This window comes from Pantoea sp. Z09, assembly GCF_022394795.1.
GTDB classification, from domain to species: domain Bacteria; phylum Pseudomonadota; class Gammaproteobacteria; order Enterobacterales; family Enterobacteriaceae; genus Pantoea; species Pantoea latae.
Map to the genome: position 1 here is coordinate 135696 of NZ_CP092373.1, position 13099 is coordinate 148794.

Below are 13099 nucleotides of genomic sequence, written 5' to 3' on the forward strand. Positions count from 1 at the left end.
ACACTGAAGTGACACATCCATATTCAGGAGCGGGTAATGAGGCGTAAGGAACAACCGACGCGCTGGAAAAGCGGCGCGCTGCTGGCCGGGCTGGGGCTGGGCGCAGCGGCGGCCTGGTGGGGCGTTCAGCAATGGCAGCGTTTAAAACAGACGCCGCCGGTGTCGCCGCGCAGCCACCACGCGGGACTGGCCGGATACTTTCAGCAGGTCGGCGAGTGGCGCATGTTTACGCGCGTCACGCCCCACGACACACCCGGCCTGCCGCTGGTGCTGGTGCACGAACTGGTGATGTCGGGCCGGGCTATGGAGGAGCTGGCGCTGGCGCTGAGCAACAACTATCGCGTGCTGGTGCCGGATCTGCCCGGATTCGGTGCCAGCATCCTGCCGCCCTCGGCGCCGGTGCTGTCGGTGGAGGAGCAGGCCGATGCGCTCTGGCAGTGGCTGCAGCACAACCAGCTGACGCGCGCCATCTGGATCGGCAGCGCCTCGGGCTGTCAGGTGCTCGCCGCGCTGGCCGTCAGGCATCCTGAAGCGGTGGCCGGGCTGGTTTTCCAGGGCCCGACGGTCGATCGCCACGCGCGTAGCCTGCTGCGTCAGGCGTGGCGCGGCTGGCGCAACAGCCGTCTCGAACGCCATCGCTCCTCCACGTCGCTGATGCACGTCGACCTCGCCAAAGCGGGCCTGTGGCGCGCGCTGAAAAACCATCGTCTGCTACTGCACGATCGCATCGAACACCGGCTGCCCTACATCAACGTGCCGACGCTGCTGCTGCGCGGCTCGCGCGACACGGTGTCCCCCGCGCGCTGGGTTGAGGAACTGGGCGCGCTGCTGCCGCGCGGTGAAGTGCTGACGCTGCGCGGCGGCACCCATACGCTGCACTATGTCTATCCGTGGAGTTTCCGCCACGCTATCCGTCCGTTTCTGACGCGCATTCAGCAGGAGGAGCAGCATGAGTAAACGGCCTAAAGGCATCGCCCGCTTCGATTCCGCCACCACGATGCTGATGGCGCTGGCCCATACGCTGCATGACAAACCGGTCGACAGCCCAGACGCGACGCCGCTGCGCGATCGCCTGCTGCCGTCGCTCGACCGTCTGCCGGGCCGGCTGAAAGAGTGGGGCTACGCCGTCGGCGGCATGGCCGAAGGCATCAGCGAATCGCAGGCGGGCGATCTCGATATCGAAGGCATCGCCGAATGGATGGTGAGCGAATATCCGGCGCGCGACTATCCGGCCGCCTTTATCGGCTCGTCAAACGGCGCGCTGACCCATCTGGCGGCGGCAGTGGGCGCGCCCTGGCTGCCGCAAACCTTTCTCTGTCCGGTGCGCGCGCCGCACAGCGATCCCGATGATGCACAGCGCGGCTTTGAGCAGGGCAAATCGGTCGCGGCGGCGCTGCTGGCGGCCTGGCCGCGTCTGGCGGTGCACCATATTCATGATCCCAACCAGGACCGCCTGCTGCTCGACAAGCTGCGCTACTTCCATCTGAAGCTGCGCGCGCTGCCGCTCGCCTTCAATGAATTCCTGATGCGCAGCCTGCCGGGCAACAGCACGCTGTTTGTCAGCCACTGCACGCAGCAGTGGCCGGTGACGCGCACCAGCGATCGCTCTTTCTTTCAGTTCGGCGCGCTCGGCGGCGCGACCGAAAAAGAGTATCGGCAGGGCGGCGGACGCGTGGCGGAGCTGCTGGCGCGCTACGGCAGCGATCGCGAGCAGTGGGATGCGCCCGCGCCCACCGACAGCGTGCCGGAAGCGGAGTGGGGACTGGATGAATACCTGAAATCGCCGCTGAAAAAGCTGGCGGCGGATCAGGGCTGGCAGCTGCTGGAGATACGCTATCAGGATCCCGAGGCGCTGAGCTTTGTGGTGGCGGAAATCTATCGCGACTGGTATCTGGCGGCGGGCATTAACGCCACGCGCCTGACGGTGGCGAGCTACCTGCTGATGGATCCCTGGTGCACCATGCGCCAGCACGCCATCCCGTTCTGGCTGATGTCGGGCGCGGAGCCTTCCGCCGCGTCGCTGGCGCGCTTCCTCGACCGCCAGCCGCGCTATCGCGACATCGATATGCTGCTGTTCTCTTCAGGCGTGGAGAGTATTGGTCTGGCGCCGCTTGAACGCTGGCAGGGGCTGCTCGATCGCGCCATGCAGGAAGGCGCGCTGGTTGGGGTGGACAGCGAGCGCTATCCTCACGATATCAGCGGCTTAGCGCATTTTGACTCGGCGCTGCGGGCGCGGGCGCCGCTCTTTGCGCCGCCGCCACCGCTGAGCGTGGAGAAGGTGATTGCCGGTATTGAACGCTACGGCGCGCGCCACGGCGTGACGCTGCACAAACTGAACTAGCCGGGCATCAGCCCGGCCGTCCGCTTATGCTGCGCCGTCGGTAATCGGCTTGCGCACCAGCACCAGATAGGCGAGGGCGCCCACCACGGCGATGCCGGCGCAGATCATCAGCGCCAGGCTGAACGATTTGGTGGTATCCAACACCCAGCCGGTGATAACCGGCGCGAACGAGGCGAACACAAAGCTGGCGAAGTTCTGAATGCTGCCGACAGACGCGGTCATGCGCGCCGTAACGTTGGCGTGGATCAGCCCCCAGCAGGAGGTGCCGGCGAAGTGGATGCAGAACAGCGCCATGCCGATCAGCGTCACCGCGCTGGTGGTATCGGTGGCGCGCGTCACGAAGGCGGTAAAGGCCGCCGACAGCAGCATGCCGGAGATAATGCACACCTTACGGGTTTTCACCGCGTCGAAGCCGCGACGCACCAGCGCATCCACCGCATAGCCGTTGAGCAGCATGCCCGCCGCGCCGAACAGGAACGGGATCGCCGCCAGCAGGCCGGTGCTCTTCAGATCCAGATGATAGGTCGACTGCAGATAGCCCGGCAGCCAGGCGATATAGAGCCAGGCGGTGTAGTTGATGCCGCTAAAGCCGATCATCATGCCCCACATGGTGCGCTGCTTAAACAGGCCGCGCCATTCGGCGAAGCTCAGCGGCTCTTTGCGCGACGCCACGCTGCCCGCCTGCAGATAGTGGATCTCTTCCGCGCTGAGCCTGCTGTTGTCGCGGTCGCGATAGATCATGTACCAGCCAATCGCCAGAAACATGCCGAGCACGCCGATGGTAATGAACATGCCGCGCCAGCCGAAGGCCAGCATCATGGCGGCGAGCACCGGCGGCGCCACCGACAGGCCAATCATCGAAGCGGCGTTGAAAAAGCCCATCGGCATGCCGCGATCTTTAATGTTGAACCAGTCGTTAATCACCTTCACGCCGCACGGGTTCATCGGCGCTTCGCCGATGCCGAGGCCGATACGCACCAGAATAAACTGGGTGAAGTTATGCACCAGCCCAGCTGCCGCCTGAAACAGCGACCAGATAAACATACCGATGCCTAACATAATGCGCGGGCCTTTGCGGTCCAGCAGCGCGCCGCACGGCAGCTGCGCCAGGCCGTAGGCCAGCGAAAAGGCGGAGAGCAGCATGCCGATCTCCGTGGCGCTGAGCCCCAGCTCTTCGCGAATGGTCATATTGGCCACCGAGAGCGAGCTGCGATCCAGATAGTTGATAATGGCGGCGCACAGCAGCAGCAGCATCGCGGTGATCTGAATCTTGCGAATGCGCGGCGAGCGCACGATATCGCTGCGCGCCGGCACGTACTCCTGTCCAGACTGCGCGTCGGCGGCCGGGTTTTTGCTGTCGCGGGTTGAGGTATTTTCCATGGCATTCTCCCGTAGCGGGGTCGTTATCGTTATCGGATATCAAAGGACACGGCGGTTCAGCACCCCGCCATGAGTTGCAGTCGAGACTAGAAGCAATGCAGCCGGGATGTTGCGAAGATGTTTCTGATTCGTGCGGGAGCTAATGCTTTGTGGTTTTTAATCGGTTTTTAATTGTACTGACGGATTGAGCGCGCCATCGACGAGCGAGAGGTCGCCAGATGATTGTGCAGCGCCAGCAGCGCGTCGACGTCCTGACGGCCGATCAGCGCGGAGAGCAGCGCCATATGCTCCTCCAGCGCCACGATGTTGCGCTGCTTGAGATCGCGCTCATCCCACTGATAGTGCGAGTGAAAAATAACCGAAATAATCTCCAGCGAGTGGTTGAAAAAGGGGTTGTTGGCGGCGGAGAGGATCAGCGAATGCAGCTCTTTATCCAGCGCGGCGAACTGGCGATAGTCGCTGGCGATGGTATCGCGCAGGGCGCGATGGCGATCCAGCAGGTCGCGCGCCTGGATCCAGCGCTCATCCTGCGGCGGCAGATTGAGAAAGCGCGTCAGCGCATGCGTCTCCAGCATCTCGCGCAGCTCGAACAGCTTGTCAGCGTAGTCGAGGGTGAACTTCTTCATGCGCCAGCGCCCGCGTTTCACCGGCTCCAGCAGGTCGTAGCGCATAAAGCGCAGCAGAAATTCGCGCACTACCACCGGGCTGACCTTGACCCGCTGCGCCAGCTGTAGCTCGCTAAAGGCGTCGCCGGGCGAGAGCTGGCGCTGGTTGATCATCTCGAAAAACGCCTGTTCGAACTGGCTCGCCTGCTGCTCAATCGGCGACGTCAGTTCGCTAAAGCCATCCTCTTCCTGCGGCTGACGCACAATCACATAGGTGCCCGCCACTTTTTCCAGCACGCCGCGCTGTTCCAGATAGTGCAGCGTATGGCGCACCGTGGTGCGGCTGATATTGAACATCTCCGCCAGCGCCGCCTGCGCGGGCAGCGGCGAACGGATATGACGCTGGGCGATCCCTTCCAGCATCTGGTTGATGACGTTCTGGCGCAGATTCAGGTTGCGGCTCACGGGGGCTCTCCGGGTTTTTATTTATTAAAAACCATTCAAATCCCAAAAAAAACGTCATGCCTCACAGATCGCGCGGGCAAAACAGCCGGTTTGCGATCGTTTCGTCATAACTGCGGCAAGACAACAGGAGAACCACCATGACAACAATGAAAAGCCTGGTCATCGCTGAACCGAAAAAAATGGTCTGGGCCACGCGCGAGCAGCCTGTGCCTGCGGCGGGCGAGGCGCTGATTAAAATCATTACCGCCGGCATCTGCGGCACCGACATCCACGCCTGGGCGGGCAACCAGCCTTTCTTCAGCTATCCGCGCGTGCTGGGCCATGAGCTGTGCGGCGAAGTGGTGGCGCTGGGGGAAGGCGCCGCAGGCGTTGAGCCCGGCCAGCGCGTGGCGCTGATCCCCTATCTCTCCTGTCTGCGCTGCGACGCCTGCCAGAGCGGCAAAACCAACTGCTGCGAAAAGATCTCGGTGATCGGCGTGCATCAGGATGGCGGCTTTTGCGACTACCTCGCCGTGCCGGTCAGCAATCTGCTGCCGGTCGATAAGGTGGCGCCAGAGGCCGCAGCGCTGATTGAGCCGTTCGCCATCAGCGCGCACGCCGTGCGCCGGGCGAATGTCGGCGCGGACGAGCATGTGCTGGTGGTGGGCGCGGGGCCGATTGGCCTGGGCGTGGCGGCGATTGCCGCAGCGGCGGGCGCCAGCGTCGCGGTGGCGGACACCAGCGAATTCCGCCGCGCGCACGTCACTAAAGAGCTGGGCGTGGCGGCGCTTGACCCAACGCAGGACGATTTTTACGACGCGCTGCGCGCGCAGTTCAACGGCAGGCTGGCGCTCAAGGTGATCGACGCGACCGGCAGCCCGGCGGCGATGAATAACGCGGTCAACCTGATGCGCCACGGCGGCACCGTAGTTTACGTCGGCCTGCACAAAGGGGATCTGGTGATCCCGGACAGCGAGTTTCATAAAAAAGAGACCACGCTGATGGGCAGCCGCAATGCGACGCGCGAGGATTTCGACCGCGTGCGCGATTTAATGGCCAGCGGCCAGCTGCGCGCCGAGATGATGCTCAACGCGCACTTCGCCTTCTCGACGCTGGCGGAAAGCTTCGAGCCGCAGGTGATCAACAACCGCGAGCTGATTAAAGGGGTGATTCACTTCGATCGCTAAGCGTGCGGAAGAAGTGGTCGCGCACCTGCGCGGCGTCCACGTCCAGCGCCACGCGCTGGGCAGGCAGATGGCGAAACGGATCCTCCCGCGACGCCAGCGCGCTCAGCTTCCGCACCGTTTGTCCGCACGCGATGCCTTCGGTGATCGCGCGCAGCGGCCCTTCGCTTAGCTGAAATGCCTCGGGCTGGCAGAGCCAGGCGATCGCCAGCGTGTCGTGCAGCGCCATGCCGTCGAAGCCCTCTTTTTGCAGGCTGTAGGCGAGGTAGGGCCGCACGATGGCGCTCAGCACCGGCTGGTTAAGCTGTCGCACCTCTTCACCGCTGATCAGCACCTTATGGGTCACGTCGAGCGGCATCACCACCACGTTGAGCGCCGAACTCAGCACCTGATCGGCGGCGTGCGGATCTTTCCAGATATTAAACTCGGCGAAAGGCGTCACGTTGCCGCTGTGGCCGTCGGTGCCGAACGCGCCGCCCATGATCACCAGCTCTTTCACCAGCGGGATAATGTCCGGCGCCTGGTTAATGGCGCTGGCGATATTGGTTAGCGGGCCAATCGCCACCAGCGTAATCTCATGCGGCTGCGCGCGCACGCTGTTGATAATAAAGGCGACCGCGTCCGGCGCCGCGTCGCTGTAACTATTGTCAAACGCGTCGCCTAAACCATCTTCGCCGTGCAGCCTGGCCGGTTCGCTGGGCGCCAGCGCCAGCGGACGCGAGCAGCCGCGATAGATCGGCGCGTTAATCTGCATTTTTTCGCAAAACAGGCGGGCGTTCTTCACCGCCTGGCCCACCGCCACGTTGCCGAACACCGTGGTAATGCCCAGCAGCCGCTGCGTCCGCGCCGCATAAGCCAGCGCAAAGGCGTCATCTACGCCGATATCGGTGTCGAAAATCAAGTTGCGCATAAAATCTCCTTAACGCATGACCCTAAGAGGGGACGTCGCTATCGCCTGAATGCCTGAATAAAAATTGACCAGAAAAAAGCGATGCTTTTAGACTAACAAAACGGGAAAACTGGCGAGTAGCTTGACCAACTAAAAGCGGTTTTATGCACAAGTTAAACCCTTACAATGCTAAAACACAGCTGCCTAAGCTGATCGCTAATATTGAGGTGCCCGCAATTTTTTAAAACCCCACTTTTTTCCGCCGCCTGCTGCGCCTCTGACCCGCTTGTCACTCCCTGCTCATCATCGTACTATCAACGCCTTAAGGTGATGGCGTTCCACCTTTGCCAACCGCCTGCTGGCGATCCCAGCGGCTGATGACGCCTGACATTAACCCTAATCCTCTCGCAGGCGTTATCGGTGTGTCAGGCCGTTCTCTCTCCGCCATAACCCTGCGCGATTGCTGACTACAGGAGCACATTATGTTGAAGTCGCTGTTCGCCGTTATGCTGGGCGGCGCTGTGGGCTGTACGCTGCGCTGGCTGATCTCGCTGCGCTTTAACGCGCTGTTTCCCTCGCTGCCGCCTGGCACGCTGCTGGTGAATCTGGCGGGCGGCTTTATTATCGGCGCGGCGCTCGCCTGGTTCCTCAAATATCCGCAGCTCGATCCCGCCTGGAAGCTGCTGATCGTCACCGGCCTGTGCGGCGGCCTGACCACCTTCTCGACTTTCTCAGCAGAAATTCTCATGTTGCTACAATCAGGTAAGTATTTGTGGGCGATGGCGAGCGTGCTGGTGCACGTCACCGGATCGCTGCTGATGACCTTCGCCGGCTTCGCGCTGGTGAACGCGCTCGGCTAAAAGCAAATACCGCGTCGCAGCGGCATTCCGCCTCTGCGGCAACCGATTATTCCGGACAATTAAGGAGGACGTTCATGACTCATCCTGCATTCCTTAACCTGGTGCTGTTAAGCGGTGAACCCGAAGAGAAGCTACAGGCCGCGCGCGACGCGGGATTCGATCAGGTGGAAATCTGGCGTGAAGATGTTGAGGCCTGTCACGGCGGCGCAGCGCGGCTGGCGCAGCAGGGCATCGGCTTTACTAACCTGCAGGTGCTGCGCGATTTCACCGGCGCGCCTGGCGATCTGCGTCGGCAAAAGCGCGACGAGCTGCGCCAGTTTATCGAGATGGCGCAGGCGCTCGGCTGCGACACCATACAGGCGCCCGCTACCACGCGCGAGGACTGCATTGCGCAGCATATCGACGAAGATTTGCGCTGGCTCGCTTCGGAAGCCGCACGTTTCGACATGCGCATTATGTATGAGCCGATGGCCTGGTGCAGCGTCGATAATACGCTGCCGAAAGCCTGGGAGCGGCTGCAGCGGCTGGATCAGCCCAATATCGGGCTGGTGGTGGATCTGTTTCATATCTGCGCGCTGGGCGGCGACGCCTCGCATCTCGACACCATTCCCGCCGAGCGGATCTATGAAGTGCAGCTGTGCGATATGGCGGTTCAGCCGTCGCCGCAGGATAAAGAGGCGATCATGACCCTCGCCAAACACCAGCGCCAGCTGCCCGGCGCGGGCATCATCGATATCAACAGCTTTGTTGACAAGCTGAAAAGCGCGGGCTATCAGGGACCGGTGGGCATCGAGGTGTTCAACGACGACCTGAAACGCCAGCCGCCGCGCGAAGCGGCGCAGCAGGCGTATGCCGCGTTACGGCGTTTCTGGTCTTAGTCCTGCAGACACTGCGCGATAAAGGCGGCGGCGCGCATCGCCCCCTGCGCGGAAATAGTGTGCTCTGTCCTGGGTTCAAGCTGTAGCTCAAGCGGCACGCCCGCCGCTTTCAGGCGCTGCGCGGCCGATTCGCTCTCACGCCACGGGATCACCGCGTCGGCGTGGCCGTGGATCAGCAGCGCGGGCGTCTGAGCCGCCGGCGACAGCGCCTCGTCGAACGCCAGCCGGCCGGAAAACGCCACCACGCCCGCCAGCGGGAAACGACCTGACGCCAGCGCGTCGAGCGCCATGATCGAACCCTGCGAAAAACCGACCAGCACCACCTGATGCCAGGCATCCTCCATGCCGTGCTGCGCCAGTATCGCTTCCAGCGTGGCGTCGAACGTTGCGCGCGCGGCGCGCACCCGCGCCGGACGGTTTTCCGGCGTCACGCCGTCGAGGCTGAACCACTCAAAGCCCGCGCCGTGGGGAAAGGGAAAGGGCGCATCGGGCGCCGCGAAGATGACGTCCGGCAACAGCGGCGCCCAGTGGCGGCCCAGCGTTGCTAAATCCTCGCCGTTGCTGCCGACGCCATGCAGAAAAATCACTAACGCTTTCGCCATCCGTTTCTCCTTAAAAACCATACTCGCTCATATCCGGGCCTGCCGGCACGATGCCGTTGGGATTCAGCGCCTTAATGGAATAGTAGCCCTGTTTAATGTGCTCGACGTTAACGGTTTCGCGCACGCCGGAAACCGACAGCATGCTCTTCAGATAGCGGTTGAGCAACGGATAGTCGCGCACCCGACGCTGATTGCACTTGAACAGGCCGTAGTAGGCGACGTCAAAGCGGATCAGCGTGACGAAGAGGCGAATATCCGCTTCGGTGACGCGCTCGCCCAGCAGAAAGGTGCGGCCGTCGGCCAGGCGCGCCTCCAGCTCGTTCAGCTGGGCGAATACATCGCTGTAGGCCTGCTGATAGCTGATCTGCGTGGTGGCGAAGCCGGCGCGATAGACGCCGTTGTTGAGGCGCGGATAGATCGTCTCGTTCAGCGCCTCAATCTCGTCGCGCTGCGCGGCGGGAAAGAGATCGATGCGGTTATCCGCCAGGTCGCCGAAGCCGCTGTTAAGCATGCGCAGAATATCCGCCGACTCGTTGTTGACGATGGTCTGCGTCTGCTTGTCCCACAGCACTGGCACGGTGGCGCGCCCGGTGAAGTCGGCATCGGCGCGGGTATAGAGCTCGTGCAGATAGCGCGCGCCGTTGAGGGTGTCGCGGTTTGCGCCGGGAAAGTCGCCGAAGCGCCAGCCCTGCTCGCCCAGCTGCGGCTCCACCACCGACACGCTGATAACCGACGTCAGGCCTTTTAACTTGCGGGCAATCAGCGCGCGTGAAGCCCAGGGGCAAATCAGCGCCACATAGAGATGGTAGCGATCCGGCTCGGCGGGAAACGCCGTGCTGTTGTCGCTGCTGATCCAGTGGCGAAAACTCGAGGTCTGGCGGACGAATCCGCCCTGTTTATCCGTGGCCTGAACCGGATGCCACTCTGCACTCCATTTACCGCTGACTAACATGGCGCTGCTCCTTATTCTGAGATGAGCAGCAGCTTATTCCTCTTCCTGACCGCTGATAATCGGGTCAAAACCGCAATCATTCTTTCCATTCTGGAAGCGATCGCCCTGGCGGGAAACGATCAAAATGATCCACTAAAAAATCGACCAGCAGCCGCGTGCGCTGCGCCAGGTGACGCGCGGCGGGATAGAGCGCGAACAGGCCGAGCGGCGGCACGTCGTAGCGCGCCAGCACCGGCACCAGATCGCCGCGCTGTAGCGCGGGCGCGGCGATAAAGTCCGGCAGGCGCGCAATGCCGAGTCCGGCGATCGCCGCCTGCAAACACGCCTCGGCGTTGGCGAAGCGCAGCCGTCCGCGCACCGGCACGTTGACCGTCTCGCCGTTGTCGCCGGCGAAGGGCCAGTTCCAGGGATCGCGAAAGTTGGTGTCGGTAATGCACTGGTGCTCGCTGACGGCGCGCCAGTGCTGCGGCGTGCCGTACTGCTGCAGATAGGCCGGCGACGCGGCCAGTCGAACATGGATGTCCCCCAGACGCCGCGCGACCAGGCTGCTGTCGCTCAGGTTGCCGACGCGCACGGCGATATCGAAGCCTTCGTCCACGATGCTGACCAGCCGGTCGGTAAAGCTGACGTCCAGCTCAATCAGCGGATAGCGCCTGGCGAAGGCGACCAGCGCGCGGGAGAGCACCGCGCCGCCAAAGGTGACGGGTGCGCTGATTTTCAGGCGGCCGCTGGGCGTGCTGGCGCTTTCCCGCACGCGGGCGTCGAGCGCGTCGAAGGCCTCCAGCAGCGCTTTGACCCGTTCGTAATAGGCGTGGCCGACGTCGGTAGGCGACAGGGCGCGGGTGCTGCGCTTAATCAGCTGCACGCCGAGCTGCCGCTCCAGCTTAGAGACCAGTTTTGACGCCTGGCCGCTGCTGACGCCGAGCCGCGCCGCGGCGGCGGCAAAGCTGCCCAGCTCCAGTACGGCGACCAGCATCCGGTCGCAATCGAGCCGATCCATAGGGCGTTCCTGCAAGAGAAAACGCCACTCTACCGGTTTTTAGCCGTCGGTTGAACGCGTGACGCGCTCCCATTCCGCCAGGCTGCTCTCCAGCGCGCGCAGTTTGTCGCGCACCAGCTGCAGCGCGTCGCTGCCCAGCAGCAGGTGCGCCGGCGGCGCAGGGTGATTTAGCAGGTCGAGGATCGCCCGCGCCGCTTTGTGCGGATCGCCATTCTGCTGGCCGCTTTTGGCGAGGCGCGCTTCACGCACCGGATCGAAGAGCGCGTCGTAATCGCCGATGGCGCGTGGGCTGCGCACCATCGAGCGGCCCGCCCAGTCGGTGCGAAACGATCCCGGCGCCACGGCGGTCACGGCGATGTTAAAACCGGCCAGCTCCTGACTCAGGGTCTCTGAAAAGGCTTCCAGCGCGAATTTACTGGCGCAGTAGTCGCTGATGCCGGGCAGCGTAATAAAGCCGCCCATCGAGGTAATATTGATAATCCGCCCGCGCCGCCGCGCGCGGAAATGCGGCACCAGCGCCTTCATCATCGCCACCGCGCCCCAGAGGTTCACCTCAAACTGATGGCGCATCTCCGCCAGCGTCGCCTCTTCAAAAATGCCTTCATGGCCGTAGCCCGCGTTGTTAATCAGCGCGTCGATTGGCCCGTGCGCCTGTTGCAGCGCGGCCACCAGTGGGGCGATGCGCTCGACGTCGGTGAGGTCGAGGATGGCGCCGTGGGCGCGTGCTGGATCCTGCGCCGTAAAGGCCTCCAGCGCCGGCTGGCTGCGCACGGTGCCGATAACGCGGTGGCCCGCCGTCAACGCAGCCTGCGCCAGCGCCTGACCGAATCCGCTGCTGACGCCAGTGATCATAATCGTCTTCATCTCTTTTCCTCTCTGTGGGTGAGCCTGTAGCCTGCGCCCGCAGTGAGCAAAAGAGGATGCCTGTTTATCTGCCATCCTTGCCTGAAACGCTGATTTTCAGGCGCGCCAGCGGCCAAACCGCGCGATAGCGTGCATAATCCTGTTATGAACGCCGACTCTCTCCGCCTGATCGCCGCGCTTGCGCCGCAGGAAGGCTACAACCTGACGCCGCTGCCCGACGTGCGGCTGCTGCGATCCAACCGTCCGCTGAGCCGCACCCCGGTGCTCTACGATCCCGGGATCGTCATCGTGCTGCAGGGGCGCAAGCGCGGCTATTTCGGCGATCGCGTCTACTGCTACGACGCGCAGCACTATCTGGCGGTCTCGGTGCCGGTGCCCTTTACCATGGAGACCGACGCCAGCGAAGAGGCGCCGCTGCTGGCGATCTATATGCACCTCGATCTCGCGGTCGCGGCAGAGCTGCTGCTGCAGATGGAGCAGGCGGGCGCGACGGTAGGGCACAAACCCGCCGGCCTGCTCTCCACGCCGCTTAGCGACGCGCTGCAGCGTTCGGTCGCGCGGCTGCTCTACGCGCTTGGCGATCCGCTGGAGGCCGCGCTGCTCGGGCCGGCGCTGGTGCGCGAAATCTACTTCCACGTGCTGAGCGGCGAGCAGGGCGGCGAGCTGCGCGCCGCGCTGGCGCAGCAGGGCGCCTTCGGCAAAATCGGCCAGGCGCTGCGTCATATTCATCAGCACTATGCGCAGGCGCTGGATATCACCCAGCTCGCCCGCCGCGCGGGCATGAGCCACGCCACCTTTCACCTCCACTTTCGCGCCATCACGCAGACTTCGCCGATGCAGTATGTGAAGTCGATTCGCCTGCATCAGGCGCGGCTGCTGATGGTGCGGCAGCAGATGACCGCCGCTGCGGCCAGCCTGGCGGTGGGGTATGAAAGCCCTTCGCAGTTCAGCCGCGAATTCCGTCGGCTGTTCGGCCTGTCGCCGGGCGAAGAGGCGAGGCGACTGCGGGAGGGCTTCGCGCTGCCGCCGGCTCAGCCAGACGCGCGCTTCGTCGCTTCACATTAGGTGCCGTCGCCCTTTCGCTGCGCGGTAAAACCTGC

General features: G+C 63.4%; 13 protein-coding genes and 1 riboswitch. Of the genes, 6 read left to right on the forward strand and 7 right to left on the reverse strand.

Annotated elements, in window-relative coordinates; genetic code table 11:
* Positions 1 to 36 precede the first annotated feature (36 nt).
* Entirely contained in the window at positions 37 to 957 is a 921-nt protein-coding gene (locus tag MC269_RS00605) for an alpha/beta fold hydrolase (RefSeq protein WP_239953372.1), read from the forward strand.
* Complete coding sequence (locus MC269_RS00610; protein WP_239953373.1) at positions 950 to 2341, forward strand: hypothetical protein; 1392 nt, start codon at positions 950 to 952, stop codon at positions 2339 to 2341. Before MC269_RS00605 ends, MC269_RS00610 begins: the two co-directional genes overlap by 8 nt.
* 24 nt (positions 2342 to 2365) lie before the next feature.
* On the opposite strand, the gene MC269_RS00615 is transcribed toward MC269_RS00610, so the two are convergent.
* The gene (locus tag MC269_RS00615) at positions 2366 to 3721 is read right to left on the reverse strand and encodes an MFS transporter (RefSeq protein ID WP_239953374.1); all 1356 of its coding nucleotides are present in this window, start codon (positions 3719 to 3721) and stop codon (positions 2366 to 2368) included.
* 167 nt (positions 3722 to 3888) lie between these two features.
* Positions 3889 to 4791 carry a GntR family transcriptional regulator gene (locus MC269_RS00620; RefSeq protein ID WP_239953375.1) on the reverse strand — a complete coding sequence of 301 codons (903 nt, stop codon included), beginning with the start codon at positions 4789 to 4791 and terminating at the stop codon, positions 3889 to 3891.
* A gap of 137 nt (positions 4792 to 4928) precedes the next feature.
* Here MC269_RS00620 and MC269_RS00625 point away from each other — a divergent pair, with 137 nt between their 5' ends.
* Positions 4929 to 5957: a zinc-binding alcohol dehydrogenase family protein gene (locus tag MC269_RS00625; protein WP_081136718.1), complete on the forward strand. Its 1029-nt coding sequence runs from the start codon at positions 4929 to 4931 to the stop codon at positions 5955 to 5957.
* On the opposite strand, the gene MC269_RS00630 is transcribed toward MC269_RS00625, so the two are convergent.
* Complete coding sequence (locus tag MC269_RS00630) at positions 5929 to 6864, reverse strand: nucleoside hydrolase (RefSeq protein ID WP_239953376.1); 936 nt, start codon at positions 6862 to 6864, stop codon at positions 5929 to 5931. The two genes, MC269_RS00625 and MC269_RS00630, sit on opposite strands and share 29 nt — an antisense overlap.
* Positions 6865 to 7160: 296 nt before the next feature.
* Positions 7161 to 7237: riboswitch (Fluoride riboswitch) on the forward strand.
* Positions 7238 to 7325: 88 nt separating this feature from the next.
* Here MC269_RS00630 and crcB point away from each other — a divergent pair.
* Together crcB and MC269_RS00640 are read left to right on the forward strand one after the other, a co-directional pair.
* A complete protein-coding gene (gene crcB / locus MC269_RS00635) occupies positions 7326 to 7703 on the forward strand; it encodes a fluoride efflux transporter CrcB (RefSeq protein WP_081136714.1) in 378 nt (125 codons plus the stop codon).
* 74 nt (positions 7704 to 7777) lie between these two features.
* Positions 7778 to 8581, forward strand: coding sequence for a sugar phosphate isomerase/epimerase (locus tag MC269_RS00640; RefSeq protein ID WP_239953377.1), 804 nt, complete (start codon positions 7778 to 7780; stop codon positions 8579 to 8581).
* Here the strand turns inward: MC269_RS00640 and MC269_RS00645 are convergent.
* The 4 genes from MC269_RS00645 to MC269_RS00660 form a co-directional block, all read right to left on the reverse strand.
* Entirely contained in the window at positions 8578 to 9183 is a 606-nt protein-coding gene (locus MC269_RS00645; RefSeq protein WP_239953378.1) for an alpha/beta hydrolase, read from the reverse strand. The genes MC269_RS00640 and MC269_RS00645 overlap by 4 nt on opposite strands.
* Positions 9184 to 9193: 10 nt before the next feature.
* Positions 9194 to 10135, reverse strand: a complete 942-nt coding sequence (locus tag MC269_RS00650; protein ID WP_239953379.1) for a glutathione S-transferase family protein — start codon at positions 10133 to 10135, stop codon at positions 9194 to 9196.
* A gap of 76 nt (positions 10136 to 10211) precedes the next feature.
* Entirely contained in the window at positions 10212 to 11135 is a 924-nt protein-coding gene (locus MC269_RS00655) for a LysR family transcriptional regulator (protein WP_239953380.1), read from the reverse strand.
* 39 nt (positions 11136 to 11174) lie between these two features.
* Positions 11175 to 11999 (reverse strand): oxidoreductase, encoded by an 825-nt coding sequence (locus tag MC269_RS00660; RefSeq protein WP_239953381.1) that lies wholly within the window; start codon positions 11997 to 11999, stop codon positions 11175 to 11177.
* Between the two features lie 144 nt (positions 12000 to 12143).
* Between MC269_RS00660 and MC269_RS00665 the strand changes: the two genes are divergently transcribed.
* On the forward strand, positions 12144 to 13064 hold the full coding sequence (locus MC269_RS00665) for an AraC family transcriptional regulator (RefSeq protein WP_239953382.1): 921 nt from the start codon (positions 12144 to 12146) through the stop codon (positions 13062 to 13064).
* Positions 13065 to 13099: the final 35 nt, after the last annotated feature.

Coding starts and splice junctions, on each gene's coding strand:
- MC269_RS00655 (WP_239953380.1), bottom strand. CDS start 11,135: ATGGATCGGCTCGATTGCGACCGGATGCTGGTCGCCGTACTGGAGCTG.
- MC269_RS00645 (WP_239953378.1), bottom strand. CDS start 9,183: ATGGCGAAAGCGTTAGTGATTTTTCTGCATGGCGTCGGCAGCAACGGC.
- MC269_RS00610 (WP_239953373.1), top strand. CDS start 950: ATGAGTAAACGGCCTAAAGGCATCGCCCGCTTCGATTCCGCCACCACG.
- MC269_RS00630 (WP_239953376.1), bottom strand. CDS start 6,864: ATGCGCAACTTGATTTTCGACACCGATATCGGCGTAGATGACGCCTTT.
- MC269_RS00605 (WP_239953372.1), top strand. CDS start 37: ATGAGGCGTAAGGAACAACCGACGCGCTGGAAAAGCGGCGCGCTGCTG.
- MC269_RS00615 (WP_239953374.1), bottom strand. CDS start 3,721: ATGGAAAATACCTCAACCCGCGACAGCAAAAACCCGGCCGCCGACGCG.
- MC269_RS00625 (WP_081136718.1), top strand. CDS start 4,929: ATGACAACAATGAAAAGCCTGGTCATCGCTGAACCGAAAAAAATGGTC.
- MC269_RS00640 (WP_239953377.1), top strand. CDS start 7,778: ATGACTCATCCTGCATTCCTTAACCTGGTGCTGTTAAGCGGTGAACCC.
- crcB (WP_081136714.1), top strand. CDS start 7,326: ATGTTGAAGTCGCTGTTCGCCGTTATGCTGGGCGGCGCTGTGGGCTGT.
- MC269_RS00665 (WP_239953382.1), top strand. CDS start 12,144: ATGAACGCCGACTCTCTCCGCCTGATCGCCGCGCTTGCGCCGCAGGAA.
- MC269_RS00660 (WP_239953381.1), bottom strand. CDS start 11,999: ATGAAGACGATTATGATCACTGGCGTCAGCAGCGGATTCGGTCAGGCG.
- MC269_RS00650 (WP_239953379.1), bottom strand. CDS start 10,135: ATGTTAGTCAGCGGTAAATGGAGTGCAGAGTGGCATCCGGTTCAGGCC.